The organism is Acidobacteriota bacterium (genome assembly GCA_016196035.1).
Lineage (GTDB): Bacteria > Acidobacteriota > Blastocatellia > RBC074 > RBC074 > JACPYM01.
This window is the reverse complement of the sequence record JACPYM010000135.1, coordinates 13,205-32,961: the sequence shown is the minus strand read 5'-3', so window position 1 is coordinate 32,961 and position 19,757 is coordinate 13,205. Positions and strand designations below refer to the sequence as shown.

Sequence of the window (19,757 nt, the reverse complement as noted above, 5' to 3'; positions counted from 1 at the left end):
GGATTCAGCCAGCAGGACGGGCAGAATTGACCTTCGGCCAATCCTGTGAATCCTGTGAATCCTGTCCCCATCTTTGTTGTTCTGATTTAGATCTGAAAATTTATCTGGCGCGTTGTTGCTCTGCTAGCGGCAACGCCTGCTCAAGCCGCGCTAGTTCCGTCAGCAACTGACGCGCTGCTTGGCGCGTCGCGGCTGCCGACTGCTCGTTGCCGTCCAGCAATTGATCGGTCAGACGGCTGACCTGCTCGACGGTTTTGAAGATCGTGCCAATTTGCGCCTGCCAGCCAATTTGCGCCTGGCTAGAGGCTGCGGGGTTGAATGAGACCGCAGGCGCTGCGCCCGCCAACGTGACCAGCAGCGGTTCCAGCCGGGCGCGTAAATTGCGCGTCCGCAGCTTCAGCCGCGCCGCGTGGTTCCCGATCATCTCGTCAATGCGTTGCCGCGCTGCCGGGCTGGCCGCGCTGGCATTGGCGTCCGTCGGCTGGCCGAAGCGTTCCGCCAAACGGCGCAGCGCCCACGCTTCAGCCATTGCCGCCGAAGCGTCCGTTTCAATGGCGTTGGCTAGCTGGGCGACCTGGCGATTGATTTCCTGGCGCTCCGCTTCACTCAATCCGGCGCGCCCGCCGAAATGCTCCGCCATTTTTTGCTGGAAAGGGTTGACGCTCGCCGCCGCCGACCCGGCATTCACACTGATTTCATTGGTTGAAATCGTAGCTGCGGCAGGCGGGCTGTTTTGCTGTGTCTGCCGGACGGCTTCTTCAACGGTCTGAATTCGCGCCGTGACCAGCGGCAGGTGCTTGAGCGCTTGCGTCAGTTGCTCTTTGCGCGCGGCCTGCTCAACCAAACCACGCACGATGATTTGCCTGTCCGCCGCGCGCACTACTTCAAGCTGTTCACCGAGGTCGGCCTGCAATTGATGCAGCGCATACAACGCCGCGACTTCGGCATCTTTTAGTGCGGCTTCGCTTGGTAATTCAGCTTCCGTAGGCAAGGGGATCGCAGGCGACGGCACAGCAATCGCGGCAGCGCGTGTTGGCAAAGCGGTCGGCGCAGTTGCCGGCAAGGCGGAAGGCACAGGCAGTGGCGCGAATTCGGCAAACACATTCAACGCTTGCAAGGGCAAGACTTCATACGCCGTCTCACTCAATTCATATTCACGGATTTCGCCCACGCCCTGCACTTTTAGTTTCAAGGCAACCGCATGCCAGTCAGATTTGTGAACCACCAACGCGGCTTCGATGATCGCGTTCTCGGCATGCGGCTCCCGCGCAATGGTGGTCAGCTTCAATTCATCTCGGCTCGCAACAACGGATTCGGCTTTGGTCTTGATGGTTTTGCGCCATTCGGCAAAGGCCGCTGCTGACAGCGGGCGTTGCCGATCGAAATGATTGGCCTGCAAGACGGTGGTCAACTCAGCGATGAGCGGCGGTGGCGTTTCATTGTCGCGCATGAACCGCAGCCCCTGTTGATCGGCGACACGCTGCCGGAATTGATTGCGCTGCGCATCCTTCCAGCTTTCCCATATTACCGGCGCTGCCACTGCTTCACTTGCGCCGGAACGTCGAACCTGAAGTTTGCGATAAACCACCGGCTCCGCGACGCGCTCCAACATAGCGGTTTCTGACTGCGTGGCGCGTTGCAACAATTCCTGCGCGGAAACTTGCGGAAGCCAAATTTGCGAGCGGCTCAACCAGACGCCTGCTGCCAGCAGGAGCAGTGCTGTCACAACTATCGCTGTCAGAGGCGCAGCCAGCGGGAGCGCGGTGAAGTTCATCGTCAACAGTCCGCGCAAGCGTGACAGCAACTTAGGGCTGCCATTTTCCGCGGCTAAACGGCGCAAGTGTGGATTGAAGCCGCGCCAGTTATTCGGTGGCGCAGGCAGGTGCGGCGTCAACGTTGCCTCATCGAAGCGGCTGAACTCCGCGATGGTCTCTTCCAGCGCGGCGCTGCGGGCGCGGCATTTCCAACAGGCTTCCAGATGCGCTCTGACCAGCCCCGCTTCCTTCTCGGTCAATTCGCCGTCCACATAGAGCAGCAACTGCTCGCGCAGCGGATGCGGTTCAGTGTCCTGTCCGTAAGTTGTCCCAGCAAAGTCATTCATTACTGTCTCTCGCCAGTTTTTCAATTACTCGATAAAGCGTTTCGGCTACGGTGGTCGTACTCAGGCCGAGAATCTCGGCCATCTCGCGGTAGCGAAACCCCTTGCTTCTCAGATGCAGGCATTCGCGCTCGGCCTGCGTCAGCCGCGCAATCGCGGCGTGTAAGCGTTGCAGCTTTTCCAGTTGCAACAGCCGCTGTTCCGGTCCGGGCGCGGCGTCTTTCAGCGTGCGGCAAAGCTCCTCCCACGCCTCATCAGCGAGCGGCGCAATGAACTGCCGCTGCTTGATCTGATTGACGGCCAGATTGTGGGCGACGCGAAAAACCCAGGCGCGGATATTCGTGATGGATTGTCCGCTGTGCAATGTGTTGTAGAGTTGCAGAAAGGCTTCCTGCGCGAATTCCTCAGCCAATTCAGGCTGCCCGAAGACCGCGACCAGATAGCGATAGACCGGGTCGCGCCATTGTTCAAAATAGCGGGTGACTTTCTTTTCGAGGCTCACAGTTTCCTGTCCGGCTTGCCGCAGTTCTTCACCTGTCCGCAGTTCGGCCTGTAAGGTGATTTCACTGACTGGTAAATCCGGTGGCATCAGCAATCGGTCAAGCGTCAGGTTTATTGCCTGCTGTGGCACTGTTGCGAAGATTTAGTTTGCACAAAGTAAAGACAGAAGCGCCTTCACAGCCTAAGACAATTGGCGCGCGCTTTTTTCGGCGTGATGAAAAAATTATTTCTGGCGAGGTGAACGCAAGTGGAATGAAGCCGCCTGCCAAAGTGCGCCAAGGTGAGGTGATTGAGTGCCGCTCTTTTTGGCACCGGAGGGCAGTGGATATTAGCCGGTGGTGAAACCACCGGCTAATATCCACTGCCCTTTCAGGGCGAAGAAAACGCAAAAAGTTTGGGTAAGGACATACTCAACAGCATCCTGCCTAGCGTTGAATCGGCTTTACCGCCGCCGGATAAACGCCGCTGTCCGCCGCCTCTTTGCTGACCGCGTTGAATTCGCCGATCAGCGCGTTGGCGTCGGTGAGGGCTTTTTCCAGCGCGGCGCGGACTTCGGGAATTTGGCGCGTCTGCGTTTCAGTCGGGCGCGCGGTCGCAGCCATGATGCCGCCTTTCAACTGGCCGATGCGGGCGCGCAATTGCCGTGCGAAGGCCGAAAAATCGCCGGTCGCCAACGGATCGCCTTGATTCAAACCGAAGGTCGTGGCGAGCGGCGCGAATTTCTTGGCGTACTCTTCGACTTTGGTCTTGAGCGCGGCGGGCGCGTCTTTGTTGTCTTTGACGGCGGCCTGAATAGCGCGCAGCCGTTCGTTGAGCGCGGTCACGCTTTCGGCGGCAGTGTTGAATTGCTTTTGCATCGAGTGCAATTCCATAGCGGCGTCAAAGGCGGCTTGGCGATGCGCTGCGGCAATCGTGATGTCGGGGTCGCCTTGCACGTTGAAGCTTTGCGGGCCGCTTTCTTTGCCATCCACTTTCAGCGTGACGCTGTATTGGCCGGGCAGCACAAACGGCCCGGTCAAACCGCCGCCGCCAAAACCACCACCACCACCACCACCGCCGCCACCACCGCCTGGCCCTTGACCGGGTTGCGGACGCGGCGCGGGCAATGGCTCTACGCGCAAATCCCAGAGCACGGAATTCAAGCCGGCGGCGTTTTTGTCTTTGAGCGCGGGGCCGGTGAGTTCGCGCACGACTTTGCCTGATACATCTTTGATCGTCAGGGCGACAGCCTTGGCCGCTGCTTTCAAGTGGTAGTTGATCGTCGCGCCACGCGCGGGGTTTTCACCGAGGAAAGTCATATCGCCTTCAAACTCGCGGCTGCGGTCGCCGGCCGGATTCATGATCGTCGCGTTGCTGACGGCAAACACGAAGGCCTCGGCCTGGCGCGCCTGGGCGAATTGTTGCAGCGGCGCGAGGTCATCGAGAATCCAGACGCCGCGTCCGTGCGTGGCGAGCAGCATTGCGTTGTCGCGCGGGTGCAGTGTGATTTCATAAATCGGCACGGTCGGCAGATTGGCCTTGAGCCGTGTCCACTGTTTGCCGCGATCAAAGCTGGCATAGAGGCCGCGCTCGGTGCCGAGGTAAAGCACGTCGGGATTTTTGTGGTCTTCGGTGATCGTGCGCGCGACTTCACCTTTGGGCAGATCGCCCGCGATGCTCTGCCACGATTGGCCGTAATCCTTGCTCGCATAAACATAGGCGTTGAAATCGTTGCCGCGATGGCCGTCGAAGGTGGCGTAAACCGTCGCTTCGTCAAAGCGCGACGGCGCGACGCGTGAGACATAAGTATTCGCCGCCAAGCCCGAAATCTTTTTCGTCACGTTTTCCCAATGCGCGCCATCGTCTTTTGACACGCTCAGCACGCCGTCGTCAGAGCCGGTGTAATAGAGGCCCGCTTTCTTCGGCGATTCGTTAAACGTCACCAGATTGCCATACGACGAAACGCCGTCGTTCTTGGCGATGGCGATCTCTTTGGCTTTGACGCCCAGCAGTTCAAAAGTTTCGCGGTCAATGTTGTTGGTCAGGTCTTCGCTGACGGCTTTCCACGAATGGCCGCGGTCGGTTGATTTGAACAAGCGATTGCCCGCCACAAAGAGCGTCGCGGCGTTGTGCGGCGAGATCACCATCGGCGTGTCCCAATTAAAACGATAGGGCTTCTCGCCATCAGGCGGTTCGGGGCGAATGGTGGTGCGTTCGTTGGTCACGCGGTCAACGCGGCTCATGCGCCCGTCCTGCGATTCGCCGTAAAGGATGCGCGGGTTGTTCGGGTCCATCTGCGCTTGAAAGCCGTCGCCGCCTTGAATGACGAACCATTCATCGAGGCCGATGCCGCTGGCGCTGCGCACTGCCGACGGGCCGCACCAAGTGTTGTTGTCCTGCAAACCGCCGCACACATTGAACGGCACCGCGTTGTCAAAGGCGATGTGATAGAACTGGCTGACGGGCAAGTTGCGCAACCAGACATACGTCTTGCTCTTGTCATACGAAATGCCGACGCCGCCATCGCCGCCGATCATCACGTGGTCAGAGTTGGCGGGATTGATCCAGGCGGCGTGAAAGTCTACGTGAATCTTGTTCGCGCCATCGCCACGGAATGTCTTGCCGCCGTCATCGGAAACGTGCAGCGAAACGCCGAGCACGTAAATGCGCTGGTCGTTGTTCGGGTCAATGCGAATCTGGCTGAAATACATCGGGCGCGGATTGGTCGCGCTCATCTTCGTCCACGAAGCGCCCGCGTCATCGCTGCGATAGGTGCCGCTCTCTTTGGCGTGTTCGATGCGCGCGTAAACGATGTTCGCGTTTTTGCGATAAACATCCAGCCCGATGCGGCCGAGCGGGCCTTCGGGGATGCCTTTAGTCAGTTTCGTCCACGTGCGCCCGGCGTCAGATGATTTCCAAATTGCGCTGCCCGTGCCCCCGCCATTCATGCCCCAGGGCGCGCGGCGGCGCTGATAGGTCGCGGCATAGAGCGTCTTGTTATTCGACGGATCCATCACCAACTCGGTCGCGCCGGTGTGTTCATCCGTTGTCAGTACACGATTCCATGTCAGGCCGCCATCGGTCGTTTTGTAAACGCCGCGCTCGCCGCCCGCGCCCCACAACGAACCAAGCGCCGCGACATACACGACATCGTGATCCACCGGGTCAACGATGACGCGGGCGATATGTTTGCTCTCGCGCAGCCCCATGTTCTTCCAGGTCTTGCCGCCGTCGGTGGATTTATAAACGCCATCACCCCACGAAGAGCTTTGCCGGTTGTTATTCTCGCCGCTGCCGATCCAGACGAGGTTGGCGTCGTTGGGTGCGATGGCTACGTCGCCGATGGACGAGGTCGTTTCGTTGACAAAGACGTTCTCAAACGTCGTGCCCTGATTGACGGTCTTCCACAAACCACCCGTCGCTGACGCGACATAAAACACCGCCGGATTGCTTTCGAGCACGGCGAAATCATCAATGCGGCCCGACGGCGTCGCGGGGCCGATTTCACGGAAGTGCAGTTTGTCGAGCGGCGCGGTTGTCGTCGTGCCGCCGTTCTGGGTGAAGCCGACGGGCAACCCCATCAGCATAAAAGCCAAGACAAAAACCACGGCCAGCAAAATGCTCAAGCCAATGCGGGTGACGCTGCGTTGGGATGCCATGACGCGTTCCTCCTGAAGTGAACCGATGAGTTGTGAGTTGGAATGGAGACTGCTGTTGCAATGCGCGTGCACGGTAGCAGGCACGCTGGCGACAGGCAAGCATTGGCAACCGCGTGCCCGCCACTAGCTGCCGTCTTCCCGGCGGATCGAAAAACCCGTGGCGCAGAAAATTTCTTAGCGGAGGAAAAATTTCTTCCTGTAAAAAATTCGGGGCGGCCTCCTGGGAGCGCAGGCACCCCTGCCTGCTGAAAAGAGGCCGCGCAGCCTCCTTATTCCTGTTTTCGCCGATGGCTTGTTCAGAGAAGCGGAACGCTACGCGGCTTTTCTCACAGCAGGCAGGGGTGCCTGCGCTCCCAGGAACCGATCCTGGATTTTCATTGTACGAAATTATTTTTGGCGGGCGTGGCGGGTTTCGTCTGGCCACTGCGCATGTGTAAGTGAAGGCAAATATCCATGACCGTTTTGGCAGTATCCGTTGTAACCGCTCGTCACCACCTGGCTGTGCAGACAGCCCTTAACGAACAAGGAGCATCACCATGAAATTTCAACGTTTCTTTCGCAACAGTCTGTCAACCGCCCTGCGTCTGTTGGTCGTAGCGCTGCTCGCCGGAGCGCTACGACAGGCAACGCAAGCACAAACTCAACCGTCAGCCCAGCCGTCAGCCCAACCGCGCTATGCGCTGGTCGAATACATGAAAATCGAGCCAGGCAAGGCGGCGGAGTATCGCAAGATGGAGCAGGAAGTCTGGATGCCGGTGCATCGCGAACGCATCAAGGCCAAGCTCATTCGCGGCTGGGAGTTGTTTGGCGTGCGCTACCCCGGCGGCACGGCGCGTGAATATGACGTCGTGGCCGTGACGCTTTACGACAATTTCAAAGACCTCGAAAACAGCGCGCCGCCAGAAGTTTTCACCAAAGCGAATCCGAACATGAAGCGCGAAGAATTCAGCGCGCGCGCCGCGCTCACACGCAAGATCGTGCGCACCGAAGTCATCGCGCTGGTGGAATCGGCCTGGCCGGGCGCTGAAGACCCGCGCTCTTCAGCCGCGCCCGCCCGCTACGTCCGGGTTGATTACAAGCGGATTGAGCCGGGCAAGAACGCGGATTACGTCGCCAACGAACGCAAGTTCTACAAGCCGCTCTGGCAGGCCGCCGTGGATGCCGGGACGATGCGCGGCTGGGCTGTGTGGGGCGCGCGTTATCCCAGCGGGACAGAGCGTGAGTACGGCTTTACCACCGTCCAGTTCTTCGACAAGTTCGAGCAATTGGAAGGCAATCCGTCGCGTGGCCTGTGGGAGAAAGTTCATCCGAACGTCAAAGCCGCCGACATCACTGGACAGATGGGCGCCATCAGCAAAACCGTCCGCTCTGAACTGCTGGTCTTGCAGGAGCATTTGCAGTAACGCAACGCAAACCAAAACCCTTCGCGCTCTAACCCAAGAGGAGATCGAATCATGAAAAGACAAAGTATCGGAATGGTCAGCGCTTTGCTGCTGACTCTGGCACTCGCCGCGCTCTGCTTGGCGCAGGACGCACCCAAACCGCAGCTTTCGCGCGTTTCGGTGACACAGGTCAAACCCGAAATGTGGGAGCAGTTTCTGGCGTTCTACAAAAACGAAACGCTGCCCGCGCTGAAGAAAGCGGGCGTCAAACGTTCGCTCGTGCTGCAAGCGTCCGGCCCCATCGGCCAGAGCTTTGAATTGCGCGTCGTGCAACCCGTTGACAGCCTCGCGCAATTTGACGAAGGCAGCAGCGTCGCCAAAGCCCTCGGCCCGGAGAAATACAAGGCGTATCAGGCCAAGCGGCGCACGATGATTACCGGCGGGAACGCTTATGTCATCCGCTCCATCCCCGAACTCTCGCTGCCACTCACCGGCACGGAGAAGCTGTTGGTGCGCCGCGAAGTCAGCGTGGCGGCGGGCTACCGGGCGGATTTCGAAAGCTATCAGAAAGACCTGTTGCCGCTGCTCAAAAAAGCCGGACTCCGAGGATGTCGCGTTTCAAGGCTGATGCTGGGCGGCGACAGCTACGCCTATTCCACGGTGGATTCGTATGACTCGTTTGCCGAATACGAGAAAGTGACGGAAGCGCTCAACAAAGACGAAAGCTACCGCCAACTGATTGCGTCCGGCAGAACGAAGGGCGTCATCCTGCATTCGACCCGTTCGGTTTACAGCATCATGCCGGAACTGAGCATTCTGCCCGCGCCCGCCGCCACAGCGAGCAAATAGGCTGTTGCAGCCGGCCAGCGTCGCGCGCGTCAGCGCGGTTTGTGCGAAGCCAAACGCGAACAGCCAAGCGGCGAGTTTAGCTCCGTTGACAAGAGCCATTCTCCCGTACCCGCTGACGCGCGGGACGCTGGCCGGAACACTGTATTGCGAGCAGGTTTGCGTTATGACGATGGCTTGGATGTGAGCGCCAGCCGCGCGGCAGAAATTGGTGATCTCGCTCGCGCGCCGTTGGTTGCCGTTCAGGCCGTCGCCGCCCATCTATAGGGTGGGACGAAAGGCGATTGGTCGCAAGCTTCTAAAGAACTGACTGCTGGTTAGGTGACTCCGCTAATTGGTTCAGTGCTTCGCCAGTCAGCCGGTACACCGTCCATTCGTTCAGCGGCTGGGTGCCGAGACTTTTGTAAAACTTGATCGCAGGTTCATTCCAATCGAGCACAGCCCATTCGAACCGGCCACAGCCGCGCGCCACTGCCAGCCGCGCCAGATAGCCCAGCAACGCGCGCCCGACGCCCTGCCCACGCACTTCAGGTTTGACAAAGAGGTCTTCCAGATACAAACCGCGCCGCCCCAGGAACGTTGAAAAGTTGTGAAAGAAGAGCGCGAAGCCGACGGGTTCACCAACCAGATATGCGATGACGACTTCGGCGTTAGGCCGTTCGCTGAAAAGCTGCTCGTGCAACAACGCTTCGGTGGCGATAACTTCGTGGGCGAGTTTTTCGTATTCGGCCAGCCCGCGAATGAATGCCAAAATCAGCGGGACATCGGCGGCGGTGGCGGGTTTGATTTGAAGTTGCTGGTTCATTGGTTGCTCAGCGCGGCCATCTCACTTTCTGTTTGAGAAATTCGCCCGTGCTTTCCAGATTTTCCGGCTGCGCCTGCGAAAAGACGCTGGGCGGATACTCGGATTGATACTGCGCCATATCGTGCGCATACAACTCGGTGTTGATCTCCGGCAATTTGTGCCGCGCGCGAAAAGCGCCAATCGGAATCGCGCCAATCACCGCAGCTTCGTGTTCGTTATTGGCTTGCGTCACGATGTCGCCGCGCGGGCCGAGGATGGCCGAACTGCCGCCGCCCGCATCTTCAAAGAAATTCGGATTGTCGGGCGAGACCGCATTGTTGATGTGCACGCCATACACGCCGTTGGTGCGGCAGGCAAATTTCAAATCTTCCTGCGAACCGCCGCCGCTGGCCGTGCGCACGATAATCTCTACGCCCTTGACCGCCATTGTGCGGAACAATTCCGGCTCCCATTGACACGACGAACAGCCGAGGTTACCGATGTCCGTGCGCGCAATCGGAATCACCGCGTCCCAGCCGTACATCTCCACGTAACGATCCAGCACGTCATAAACCGAGGAGGTGAATAACTCGAAACCCAAAAACGCGAGACGGATGTTGCGCTGCTTCCAGTGCTTGGCGATGACCTGGCCTTGCGGATTGATGATGATGGTGGCGCTGATTAAATGGCTGGGCCAATCCTTGTCTTTGAGATAGGTGCCGAACGTGATGTAGCAGTTATATTCCTTGGCCTTCTTACCAATGGCTTCGGTTTCGGGGCCGGGAATCTCGCGGGCGATGTTCAGCGCCTGTTTGCGCGACCATTTGTCCCAGCCAGTGAGAGGGAACTCGTGAAAGCAGAGCAGGTCTTTGCGTCCGGCGTAATACTGCGCCTTGTCAATCAGCTTGAGCATGTAATCGAGATTGGCTTTTAACCCCGGCGCAGGATTATCGCCATCCACGGCGCGTACTCGCGATTGGATGGCGGCGGCCAGGATTTCGGGCTGGCGCAGCGGCACGGTGGCGTATTTGTTGCCGTTGAAGCGGACCGGTTCGATTTGCTGAACTGCAAGTGCTGTTGACGCGGCAGCCGGCGGAACGTCATTCACCAAAACACTGCCCGCGACTGCGCCTGCCATTGTGGAAGCGGTTTGCCGCAAGAGCTTGCGGCGGGAAATAGATTTGCTCATAGAGCCTCTCCCTGGGTGAAAAATGAAAAACGCGCGATGCAGCATCGCATGCGCTGGTTTGCTCGTCCACTGACGATCTAACAAAACTCAGCGCACGCGATGTTGCACCACGCGCTGATCTTGAGCGGGATGCATCTGTTGGTAACAGAAGGCGCGCGCTCCGACGGTTAGGAATCTGCGCGCCCAGGTCACCGGCACCGCGTTAATTCGATTTGCCGTCGCTACCAAAGTATTCGCGGTAACTGGCAATTCTGCCGTCCTGGATGTCCCACGAAACGGTGACCCGATTGCGGTACAGCTCGCCCCGCAGCATCCCTTCGTCACGAAATTCAAAGACGATGGTCTTTTCATTGGCCGTCAGGCGCAGCAACTCCACCACGTGCAAACCCTGGTTGTAAACCTCCCGCACGTAGCCAAAAAATTCCTGCGCTTTGGCTTTGCCCTGATGGTGGCCTTTGTATTGGCCGACCGGAAAATAAAACTCGAAATCCTCTGTGAGCATGTCGAGGAATTCCTGCCACTCACCTTTCGCCAAGCCCTGTTTGAACGCTTCGAATCCGCGCAGACCCGTGCTCAAGGTCTGTGCGATTAGTTGTGTGTCAACTTCGGGCGCCGCCATTTTCGCTTCTGCTCTTGGAGCCATGGGGATAGATCCTTTCTTTGCTTGGGGTCTTGTAAGGCTCGTAGGTCCATTCTGCATTGTTTGGGTCTTTGCCTTTGTTTTAACAACGCCGCCTGGGGTGAGCCAGGTAACGCTGCTGTCTTGCAACGTATGAGTGACAGGCCGAAATGGTCTTGCGTTAACCTCGGCCTGTCAGTTTCAGATAGGCACTTTGTTCACTTAGAGTGAATCTCCTGACGATTTTGTTACGGTCTAATAGACTATGTCCTGTACGAAAATGCATAGGTAAATAGGAAAATTATCGCTAGTGACAATATTTTGTGAGTAATTTTTACGCGGTGTCAGCCGGATACCGACAGGACTACAATGCTCCCTACAAACACTCTTCAAAGAAGTTTATGGGACAGTTCTGGAGATGGAGTTGCCAAGTTGGGAACTCGCTGCTTGAGCACCCAGGTGTGCGTTTGAATTTGGTGCTGAATTGGGCCGAGCAATTCCGCCAGAGTTTGGCGAAAGCCAGTATTGTCATAAGCTTAGGACAAATGTATAGTGGCGACCGTTAAGCAAAAAGCGGCAATGAAAAGTTGTCTGCTTTTGTTCTAGTACTCCATCAAGCTGTAAGTGATGGATGCTGAGAGCGCATCCGGGATGTAGGGCGGGATTAAATCCCGCCCTACATCCCTCATTTTCAGCTTGATGGAGTACTAGCTGCAATACCAATCCGCCATCTTTCGTGGCATAAACGCAATTGGCGATGTCGAACCAAGCCCATCCATATCAAAATTCGGCGGCGATCCTTTTCGGCGGCTACGGCGGTGCGGGTGACCTCTTGCGCAAAAACGCTGAAGTGCTGGGCAATCAAACAGGTCTGAGCTTCAGCGGTTTTGGTGCGGACGTGCGTTTATCCTGGCGTGAATTGAATGCGCGCGTCTGCCGGTTGGCGAATGCTTTGCGCAAACTGGGCTTGCAACGCGGTGACCGCGTGGCGCTCTTTGCCCGCAACTCACACCAATGGGTCGAAGCCTTGTTCGGCTTGGCGAAAATTGGTGCGGTGTCAGTGACAGTCAACTACCGGCTGACCGCGCCCGAAGTCGAATACATTGTCAGTAATGCCGGCGCGCGCGCCATCCTCTGCGGCGCAACCGAAGCCGAAACCGCGCGCACCGTTGCCGACAGCGTGGATTCAGTGCGCTGGCTGATCGGCGTGAATGGGGCGACCGGCGCAGGTATCGAAGCATACGAGACATTGGTTGCCAGCGGTGCTGAGGACGAACCACAGTTAGAAGCGCCGTTACGTTTTGATGAGCCAGCGCTGTTGCTTTACACCAGCGGCACGACCGGCTTTCCGAAAGGCGCGATCTATACGCACGGCAGCTTGCTGGTCGGGATGTTCGTGCACGTCCACGCCATTGGCAGCCGCCGCACCCATCGCGTGATGCTGCCTTCGCCGTTGTATTCAGCGGCGGGTATTGCGGGCATCTATTGCGCCGTCTTTGTCGGTTCGCAGATCGCGCTACTCAACTTTGAAGCCCGGCTTGCGCTCGAAACCATCCAGCGCGAACGCATCACTTTTACCAATCTGGTTCCCACGACGATCCAGATGCTGTTGGCGCGCGCAGACATCGGCACTTACGACCTGTCTTCGCTGGAAGTGCTTTTGTATGGCGGCTCGCCGATGCCTGAACCGGTGTTGCGCGACGCGATGGTACGTTTGCCGAATTGCAGCTTTCGCCAGACTTTCGCCGCCACCGAGACGGGCTGTTCGGGTACGGTGCTCGAACCGCGCGAACACCGCGAGGCGTTGGAGAATCCGGCCCTGACACATCGCCTGCTCTCGTGCGGACGCCCGCAGGTATGTGTGGATGTGCAGGTCTTTGGCGTTGACGGTCAGGTCTTACCGCCGGGTGAAGTCGGCGAAATCGGCGTGCGCACCGAAGCGAACATGACCGGCTATTGGAACAATCCCGAAGCGACAGCGAAAACGATTCGTGACGGCTGGGTCTTTACCGGCGATCTGGCACGCGTGGATGAAGACGGCTACATTTACCTGGTGGATCGCAAGAACGACCTGATCGTCAGCGGCGCGCTGAATGTTTATCCGTCCGAAGTCGAGCGCGTGCTCCACATGCATCCGGCGGTGTATGAATGCGCCGTCATCGGCGTGCCCAGCGCAGAGTGGGGCGAAGCCGTCAAAGCCGTCGTTGTCGTGCGCGCAGGTCAAACGCCAACCGAGGCTGAATTGATTGCGCATTGCGCCGGGCAATTGGCTGGCTTCAAAAAGCCGAAGTCGGTAGACTTCGTGGCCCGCTTGCCCCGCAATTTGACCGGCAAGGTTTTGCGGCGGGAATTGCGCGAGCCATATTGGTTGGGGCACACGCGGAAGATTTAGCAACAGTTATGACTAGGGCAATAGACATCGTCGTCAACCTTTGGACGCAGGAGATCACCGCGCACTATCCGCCCGAACTCGATCAATTCTGGGAGTTGATCCACATCCTCGACATGACCAAACGCGGCGTCACGGTCGAAGAGGAATTGCGGATGATGGACGAGGCAGGCATTGATAAAGGCTTGCTCGTCGCCACGACCGGCGCGCCGGTCGGTTCGAGCATCTTTTTTGAAAAGCCGTTTGAAAAAATCGCCGCCGTTTGCGCGCAGCATCCTGACCGCTTCAAAGGCCTCATCGGCGTCAATCCATCGCGGATCATGACCTGGGTGCGCAAGCTGGAAGTCGCGGTCAAAGAATACGGTTTCGTCGGTGCGCACCTCTATCCGCACTGGTTCGACGCGCCGCCCGATGATCGTATGTATTATCCGTTTTACGCCAAGTGCGCCGAGTTGGGCGTGCCGATTCAGATTCAGGTCGGGCATTCGGCGCAATGGTTTTTGCGCACGGTGGCGCAACCGATCACGCTGGATCGCGTGGCGATTGATTTCCCGGAATTGAAAATCATCGGTATCCACATTGGTCACCCCTGGACGGAAGAGATGATCTCGCTGGCCTGGAAGCATCCCAACGTTTACATCGGCACCGACGCGCATCTGCCGAAGTATTGGGATGCCGCGCTCATCAAATTCATCAACTCGCGCGGGCAGGACAAAGTGCTGTTCGGCACCGACTGGCCCGTGGTGGATTTCAAACGCGCAATGCAGGAACTCGACAAGCTGGAATTACGTGAAGCTGCAAAACGCAAGCTGCTGGTCGAGAATGCCGCGCGCGTCTACAACCTGGAAGACTGGCTTTAACCGTACAGCAGGCTGCCAGCCTGCTGATGGTCTCAACTGGGACGTATGGCGAAGACCGCCGCTGGCTGGCAACTTGCGGTCACTGCGAATAGGCTGTTTTGTGAAGACCGCCGCAGGCTGACAGCCTGCGGTACATTTTGAGAGGAGAGTATGGCTAAAACGAAACTCGTCAAACCGGCTCGGAGCAATAAAGCCGAGGCCTGGATCAAACAAGAACTCAAAGAGCAGAAAGCCCGCTACAAAAAGATCGCACAAGCGATGAATGTTGATCTCGCGCCGCAACGCGAAATCTGGTACGCCGAATTCGAAGCGCGCATCCAGACGCGCGGTTTCAATACGCACGCCGACATCCGGCGCAGGATCAAATCGGAAGAGCTTTACCCACGTCTCAAACGCAAAGCCAAAGTCGTGTTTTAACGAGGTACAAAAGTCATGGCAGTCGCGGCAGTGCAGCAAACAAGCAAAGGGCAACTGATCAAACGGCGCTTGGCCGAAACGGCGCAGGCAGACGGCGCTGATTGTCCGCCGCTGATGGCGGGCGACCGTTTGACGCGCGCCGAATTCGAGCGCCGTTACGAAGCCACGCCCGCACATATCAAAGCCGAATTGATCGGAGGGGTTGTTTATATGCCTTCACCATTAGGTTGGCCGCACGGCTACGCAACTAGACTAATCAGCAACTGGTTGGGTGCTTATCAGTTCGTCACGCCTAACGTAGATGGCGGCGATAATGCCACCACACGCATGGGTGTTGATGACGAACCACAGCCGGATGCTTCGTTACGTTTGATCGAAGGCGGCACGTCGTGGCTCAGCGCGCCGGTGCAAACGCCGCGCGGCAAGACGGTTTATCTGGAAGGCGCGCCGGAATTGGTCGTCGAGGTCGCGTTCAGCACGGCTTCCTACGACCTGCACGACAAGCAGGAAACCTATCGCCGCAACGGCGTGAAAGAGTATCTCGTCTGGCTGTTGTCCGAAGAGCAATTCATCTGGTTCCGCTTGCAAGAGGGCGTTTACGTCCGCATCAAACCCGACCGGCGCGGCGTGATCGAAAGCGCCGTCTTTCCGGGCCTGCGTTTGAAAGTCAAAGCCCTGCTGGCAGGCCGCATGAAAGAAGTGCTGGCCGAATTGCAGCAAGGCTTGGCTGCGCCCGCGTATGCCGAATTCGTCAAACAACAAGCCCGCACAATGAAAACCGCCGCCCGCCGCAAACGGCGCTGAACTCAAGCGAAGGAGCACGACACCCAATGGCCCGCCCGCATATCGAACCCTTTGTTGACCGCGAGGTCGGATTCAAAAAGATGACCCTGCCCGGCTTTCCGTTGGGCATGCACTACAAGATGCTGAGCATTGACGGCGACACCGGCGCATGCTCGATGACCGTGCAATACGAAGCCGGTTACCACCAGCCGCCCACCGTGTGTTACTCCGACGTCGAGTTGCTGGTGATGGAAGGCGGCCTGCAAGTCGGCGAGCAACTATGCGGCCCCGGCTATTATTTCTTCGTACCCAAAGGCGTCTCGCTGCCCGCGCTCACCAGCCCGAAAGGCGCGCTCTGCCTGTTGATGTACAACGAAACCGAGCCGCATCTGGTCGAATCGGACGAGGACATCGCGGGCGCTGAGCGCGAGCAATTCATCAAGATTCAATCTTACGAAGACATGCCCTGGCAGGTGCCGACGCTCTTCCCGCAAACGGCGTCGGGTTGTTTGCTCAAGCTGCTACGCTTTGACGAGAAGACGCACGCGATGACGTTCCTCTATTCGATGGTGCCCGGTTTCTGGCAGGACAACATCTCGTACCACGATTGTTCGGAAGAGGCCTATCACATCTACGGCACGTCGTGGATGATGCAATTTGGCGAACTGCCGACGGGCGGCTATTTCTATCGCCCGGCCTATATCAACCACGGCGCGTTTGCCAGCGAACATGGCGTGCTGGCCTTTGGTCGCACCGATGGCGAATTGCATAACCACTTCCACTGGAACCCCTGGTCTACGCCGGAAGAAAACGCCGACCGCGCTGCCGCGCGTCTGACACGGCAAAAGCCTGAATTGCACAAGTGGATCATCGCCACCGATCACAATCATATTCATTTCAACGACTTTGAATTTCCAGAAGACAGTGAGGGCTTCGACCACGCGCACCTAGACGCGCTAGGCGGACTGCGTAAACACAAACATAAATAGTTGGCAGTTGGCTGATGCGGCAAGCATTGGTTCACCGCCAACTGCCAACTGCCAACTGCCAACTGCCAACTGCCAACTGCCAACTACTCACTATGACCAAGCCCAGCAGCGCCTTTGTCAGCAAGCGCATCCCGCTCTACTACCAGTTAGAGAATTTGCTGCGCGAAACGATCACTTCGGGCAAGTTTGTCGCGGGTGACCGGCTGCCGACCGAGAGCGAATTGATTCAGCAATATGGCGTCAGCCGCATCACGGTGCGCCAGGCGTTGACCGCGCTGGCGGATGAAGGTTTGATTGATCGCCGCCAGGGCCGTGGTACCTTCGTCGCCGAACGCCGCACCCGGCGCCGCACCTTCGAGGGCCAAACACACCTGACCGGTTCGCTCGACGAGGTCATCGCGATGGGCCGGGATACGCCGGTCAAAGTCATCGAGATGAATCGCATCGAGGCCGACAGGCACGAAGCCGAGTTGCTGGGGTTGCAGCCGGGCGCACCTATTTACCGCATCAAGCGGTTGCGTTCGCTCGAAGGCAAACCGTACAGCTTTATCGTGAATTATTTGCCTGCCGAAGTTGGCGCGCGGCTGACGCGCGAAGACCTGAGTGCGGGCGCGTTGATGCAATTGCTCGAAAAGAAATTCGGCCTCCGGCTCAAAGACGCCAAACAGCAAATCACGGCGGCGCTGGCTGAACCTTATGTCGCCGGGCTACTCGACGTCCGCGTAGGCTCCGCGCTGCTCTGCATCGAACGCACCGTGTACACCAACGAAGGCAAGCCGGTTGAATATGTGCACGTGCTGTATCGCAGCGATTTGTACTGCTACTCGGTCTATCTGACACGCGACGGGCAGGACGGCAAAAAACCACGGAAGAAATAGACTTCAGACTTCAGACTTCAGACTTCAGACTTTTGATTCTTTGCGTAGCAAGCAAACCGAAGGTCAGTAGTTTGAGGTCTGAGGTCTGAGGTCTGAGGTCTGAGGTCTGAAGTCTGAATCCTATGCGCTACGACTTACTCATCAAAAACGGCACCGCAGTTTTCCCCTATCACGGCACAGTCAGATGTGACATCGGCGTGCGCAACGGCAAAATTGCCGCCATCGCCGACGACATTGCCGCCAGCGCGGCGAGCGAAGTCATTGACGCGCGCGGCAAATATGTTTTTCCCGGCGCGGTGGATTCGCACTTCCACGTCGGCATCTATCGCCCGCATAGCGAAGACGCCGAAAGCGAATCGCGTTCGGCGCTGGTCGGCGGCGTTTCGACGCTCATCAGTTATTGGCGCACCGGGCAGCATTACCTGAACAAGACCGGCCTGTACAAAGACCTCTTGCCCGAAGTGCTGTCGCTTTCGACCGGCCACTTTCACACCGATTACAGCTACCACATCGCGGTGATGACGGCGGCGCAACTCGACGAAGTCGCCTGGCTGGTCGAACAGGCCGGGGTCGGTTCGTTCAAGTTTTATATGTTTTACAAGGCGCTGAATCTGGCGGCGAGTTCGACCAAAGGCAGCGCGTACACGATGGCCGAAAATTACGACCTCGGCCATCTTTACGAACTGATGACGCGCGTCGCGCAGATGGCCGCCAAGCACAAAGACAAAGCGCGCATCTCGCTCTCGCTGCATTGCGAAAATCCCGAACTCATCCGCGTGTTTATCGAACGCGCCAAACAGCAAGGTTTGACGGGGCTGAAAGCCTACAGCGAAGGCCGCCCGCCGCTAACAGAACGCCTCTCCGTGCACGAAGCCGCCATCCTGGCCGATGCGACCGGCTGTCCGATCAATTTGCTGCACCTGTCTTCGCGCGACGCCTTGCAAGCCGGCCTTGACGTGCGGCGGCAATATCCCGCGCACGACATCAAGCTGGAAACCACGTTGCACCACCTCGCGCTCGATCACGAAGAACTCGACCGCAGTGGCCACGGCGGCTTCAATAACATTCGGGGCAAAGTGAATCCGCCCATCCGCACGCGCGAGCATTCCGAATTCCTTTGGGAAGGCATCCAGAACGGCGCGGTGGACACCGTGGTCAGCGACCACGCTTGTTGCGGCGAAGAGCACAAACACAAAGATGATTTATGGGGCAGCCTGCCCGGTTTCGGCGGCGCTTCAATCCTGTATCCGGTGCTGCTCAGCGAAGGCTGCCACAAACGCGGCATCAGTCTGGCGCGCGTGGCCGAACTGGTCAGCGCCAACCCGGCGCGCAACTTCGGCCTCTATCCGCGCAAGGGCGCCCTCGCCATCGGCAGCGACGCCGATTTCGCCATCGTGGATATGGAGAAGGAACAACCGATCACGGCGGAGCTTTGTCAATCGGCGCAGGATCACACACCGTTTGAGGGCTTCATGACCAAAGGCTGGCCGACGCACACTATCGTGCGCGGCCACGTGAAATTCGCCGGCGGCAAGGTCAGCGATGATAAAATCGGCGAGTTCATCAAACGCCCGGTGGCGTTGCACGCGGGCGAATAGTGCGGAGCGAAGTATGCTGAGTCTTTACGACGAACTAAAAAACCTCGCGCGCGCTTTGTACGAGCGCGGCATCCCGTATGCCGTGTGCGGCGGCTTGGCCGTGGCGATTCACGATCAACCGCGCGCCACGCTGGACATAGATTTGCTGATTCCGCCTGAAGCGTTGGGCGACGTGTTGGAGTTGGCGCGCACGCAAGGCTACATCTTTTCGGCCAAGCCGATGACCTTTGCGCAAGGCGCGGTCAAAATCCAGCGCGTCTCCAAACCGGACCCGGACACCGGCGACGTGCTGGTGCTTGATTTGCTGCTGGTGACGGAGCAGTTAAGCCAAGTCTGGCAACAGCGTGAGACATTGGCTTGGGCTGACACAGAAATTACGGTAGTCTCGCGCGCCGGCTTGATCGCCTTGAAACGTTTGCGCGGGAGCGGGCAAGACCTGGACGACATCGCCCGGCTGGTCCGGCTGGAAGGACAAACGCAATGACTGAACCCAAAGTTGAGATGACACCAAAAGCTGTAGATACACGCTTGCGCCGCGTCGAGCAACTGCGGCAACTCTGCCTGTCGTTGCGTCGCGCCAAACTGGCGCAAGCGGAACGGCGCGCCGCGGCGGCAGCAACGGGCAAGCAGGTGTTGTCAAGGCCAACCTGAAGCAGACACCTTTGGCGGCAGGGCTTTTGCAAAGCCGCCAGCGCGAGCGCTCGAACGGTTTGACTGACTCCTGATGCCCGGTTCCTGATTCCTGACAAACTGAGCATACCGGCTGATTTTCAATTTGCCAGGAAT

Annotated in this window: 17 protein-coding genes; 11 read left to right on the top strand and 6 right to left on the bottom strand. The window is 58.2% G+C overall.

Translation table 11 applies throughout. The features are described 5' to 3' along the window. Positions 1–100: 100 nt before the first annotated feature. The 3 genes from HY011_36150 to HY011_36140 all read right to left on the bottom strand — a co-directional run bounded on the left by HY011_36150 (position 101) and on the right by HY011_36140 (position 6,237). Entirely contained in the window at positions 101–2,101 is a 2,001-nt protein-coding gene (locus tag HY011_36150) for a zf-HC2 domain-containing protein (protein ID MBI3428386.1), read from the bottom strand. Beyond that, entirely contained in the window at positions 2,094–2,687 is a 594-nt protein-coding gene (locus HY011_36145; protein ID MBI3428385.1) for an RNA polymerase sigma factor, read from the bottom strand. The genes HY011_36150 and HY011_36145 overlap by 8 nt, the downstream gene beginning before the upstream one ends. Before the next feature lie 337 nt (positions 2,688–3,024). Then, positions 3,025–6,237, bottom strand: a complete 3,213-nt coding sequence (locus HY011_36140) for a glycosyl hydrolase (protein ID MBI3428384.1) — start codon at positions 6,235–6,237, stop codon at positions 3,025–3,027. A 536-nt stretch (positions 6,238–6,773) separates the two neighbouring features. Between HY011_36140 and HY011_36135 the strand changes: the two genes are divergently transcribed. Next, on the top strand, positions 6,774–7,640 hold the full coding sequence (locus HY011_36135) for a hypothetical protein (GenBank protein ID MBI3428383.1): 867 nt from the start codon (positions 6,774–6,776) through the stop codon (positions 7,638–7,640). Between the two features lie 51 nt (positions 7,641–7,691). After that, positions 7,692–8,468 (top strand): hypothetical protein, encoded by a 777-nt coding sequence (locus HY011_36130; protein MBI3428382.1) that lies wholly within the window; start codon positions 7,692–7,694, stop codon positions 8,466–8,468. Between the two features lie 295 nt (positions 8,469–8,763). Here HY011_36130 and HY011_36125 read toward each other — a convergent pair whose 3' ends face one another. From HY011_36125 to HY011_36115, 3 genes are all read right to left on the bottom strand, one after another. Further along, positions 8,764–9,270, bottom strand: coding sequence for a GNAT family N-acetyltransferase (locus HY011_36125; protein MBI3428381.1), 507 nt, complete (start codon positions 9,268–9,270; stop codon positions 8,764–8,766). Positions 9,271–9,277: 7 nt separating this feature from the next. Next, positions 9,278–10,438 carry a hypothetical protein gene (locus HY011_36120; protein MBI3428380.1) on the bottom strand — a complete coding sequence of 387 codons (1,161 nt, stop codon included), beginning with the start codon at positions 10,436–10,438 and terminating at the stop codon, positions 9,278–9,280. 202 nt (positions 10,439–10,640) lie between these two features. Then, a complete protein-coding gene (locus tag HY011_36115) occupies positions 10,641–11,057 on the bottom strand; it encodes a nuclear transport factor 2 family protein (protein MBI3428379.1) in 417 nt (138 codons plus the stop codon). 757 nt (positions 11,058–11,814) lie between these two features. Here HY011_36115 and HY011_36110 point away from each other — a divergent pair. The 9 genes from HY011_36110 (at position 11,815) to HY011_36070 (ending at position 19,622) form a co-directional block, all read left to right on the top strand. Then, a complete protein-coding gene (locus HY011_36110) occupies positions 11,815–13,449 on the top strand; it encodes an AMP-binding protein (protein ID MBI3428378.1) in 1,635 nt (544 codons plus the stop codon). Between the two features lie 8 nt (positions 13,450–13,457). Beyond that, the gene (locus HY011_36105; GenBank protein ID MBI3428377.1) at positions 13,458–14,306 is read left to right on the top strand and encodes an amidohydrolase; all 849 of its coding nucleotides are present in this window, start codon (positions 13,458–13,460) and stop codon (positions 14,304–14,306) included. Positions 14,307–14,456: 150 nt separating this feature from the next. Continuing rightward, positions 14,457–14,723, top strand: a complete 267-nt coding sequence (locus HY011_36100) for a hypothetical protein (protein ID MBI3428376.1) — start codon at positions 14,457–14,459, stop codon at positions 14,721–14,723. 15 nt (positions 14,724–14,738) lie between these two features. Further along, the gene (locus tag HY011_36095; protein ID MBI3428375.1) at positions 14,739–15,527 is read left to right on the top strand and encodes a Uma2 family endonuclease; all 789 of its coding nucleotides are present in this window, start codon (positions 14,739–14,741) and stop codon (positions 15,525–15,527) included. 26 nt (positions 15,528–15,553) lie between these two features. Continuing rightward, entirely contained in the window at positions 15,554–16,495 is a 942-nt protein-coding gene (locus HY011_36090; protein MBI3428374.1) for a DUF4437 domain-containing protein, read from the top strand. A gap of 92 nt (positions 16,496–16,587) precedes the next feature. Further along, positions 16,588–17,373, top strand: coding sequence for a GntR family transcriptional regulator (locus tag HY011_36085; GenBank protein MBI3428373.1), 786 nt, complete (start codon positions 16,588–16,590; stop codon positions 17,371–17,373). A 122-nt stretch (positions 17,374–17,495) separates the two neighbouring features. Next, positions 17,496–18,971 (top strand): amidohydrolase family protein, encoded by a 1,476-nt coding sequence (locus tag HY011_36080; GenBank protein ID MBI3428372.1) that lies wholly within the window; start codon positions 17,496–17,498, stop codon positions 18,969–18,971. After that, entirely contained in the window at positions 18,916–19,455 is a 540-nt protein-coding gene (locus tag HY011_36075; protein ID MBI3428371.1) for a nucleotidyltransferase family protein, read from the top strand. The genes HY011_36080 and HY011_36075 overlap by 56 nt, the downstream gene beginning before the upstream one ends. Then, complete coding sequence (locus tag HY011_36070) at positions 19,452–19,622, top strand: hypothetical protein (GenBank protein MBI3428370.1); 171 nt, start codon at positions 19,452–19,454, stop codon at positions 19,620–19,622. Before HY011_36075 ends, HY011_36070 begins: the two co-directional genes overlap by 4 nt. Positions 19,623–19,757: the final 135 nt, after the last annotated feature.